1 protein-coding gene is annotated in these 1,645 nt (G+C 49.9%); it reads right to left on the reverse strand.

From position 1 onward, the window contains the following. The coding region (locus AC1DPZ_RS26755; RefSeq protein ID WP_477409231.1) for a PIG-L family deacetylase at nt 1-1,645 on the reverse strand (1,645 nt) is incomplete at both ends.

The raw sequence follows: 1,645 nt of genomic DNA on the forward strand, positions 1-1,645 counted from the left end.
CTTCAGCCCTCACCCAGAACTCCCTTGCATCATCCCCCGGGAACACCGGGCGATCCTTTTGGGACTGGTGCTTGAAGATGGCATTCCGCTTGCGGATCACTTCTTCAGGAGATAAAGGCACCGACATTTCAATCTCGTAAGTTTCAAACTCGTGCCATGCGCCGCGGTACATCCACAGCCAGCAATCCTTCACCCAATCCTCGGTAGCTTTCAGGCGGTTCAAAGCAGCCAGAATAATGTTGAAACAAACCAGGTGAGTACCGTTTGGATCAGCAAAATCGCCGGCAGCAAAAATCTGGTGCGGCTTTATTTTCTGCAGCAGCTCCATGGTTAACAAAATATCTTCCTCGCCYACYGTGTTCTTCTTGGTTTTACCCGTTTCRTAAAAAGGCAAAGCCATAAAGTGGATATGGTCATCGGGCAAACCCGCGTAACGTGCACCCGAGATGGCTTCTGTTTTGCGGATAAAACCTTTCACATTGCGGATYTCGCGGGTATCAAYCTGGTTAGGCTGCTTCTGCGGGAAAAAGGCACGCATCTCCTCRTATAAGGAGCTCAAATGACCGCTATCCTCGCCGATGCTGTTGGTAAAATCAATAGCAAACTCCATGTAACGCAAYACATCATCATCCCAAACAGCGGTATTGCCCGATGTYTGGTAAGCTACGTGCACATCATGCCCCTGGTCAACCAGGCGGATAAARGTACCGCCCATGGARATCACATCATCATCCGGGTGYGGRGAGAAAATGATGGAACGTTTTTTGGCAGGCAAAGCCCTTTCCGGCCTTTGTGAATCATCCGCATCCGGCTTGCCGCCCGGCCAGCCGGTAATGGTATGCTGGATCTGGTTAAAAATATCAATGTTGATGTTATAAACCGGTCCCTGCTCTACCGCTAACTGCGCCATACCATGGTTATTATAATCTTCTTCGGTGAGTTTCAATACCGGTTTGCCRATGGTATCRGCCAGCCAGATCACCGCTTTTTTCTTYAATACTTTATCATCCCATGAACAATCTTTTACCAGCCATGGGGTATCAAARCGGGTTAGYTCAGAAGCSGCGGCCGCATCCAGTACAAACTCCACATGCTGGGATAGCTGCAGGTAGGTAGCYGGTACCTCGCCSGAGATCTCACCTTCCACCGCTTTTTTAATAATAGGKGCTTTCTTGGCGCTCCAGGCCATCAGGATGATCTCGCGGGCTTTAAAAATGGTGCCRATACCCATGGTGATGGCTTTGGTAGGCACATTGGCCTTRCCCCCAAAATCRCGGGAAGCATCATTRCGGGTCAAATCATCCAAAGTAACCAGGCGGGTACCCGAGTTGGGTGCCGATCCCGGCTCGTTAAAGCCGATGTGGCCGGTACGGCCAATGCCCAGGATCTGCAGGTCAAGGCCGCCTAATTCCTCAATCTGGTGCTCATAAGCCAGGCAGAAAGCCACCACGGCATCTTTATCCAGGGTTCCATCCGGGATGTGCACCTGGGCAGGCTCAATATCCACATGACTAAACAAATTCTCGTACATGAAAGTAACATAGCTTTGGGCCGCATCGGGCTTCATGGGATAGTATTCATCAAGGTTAAAAGTGATGACATTTTTAAATGATAAACCATCTTCCTTATGCAGGCGCACCAGTTC

It is taken from the genome of Mucilaginibacter sp. P4_G9 (assembly GCF_056400985.1).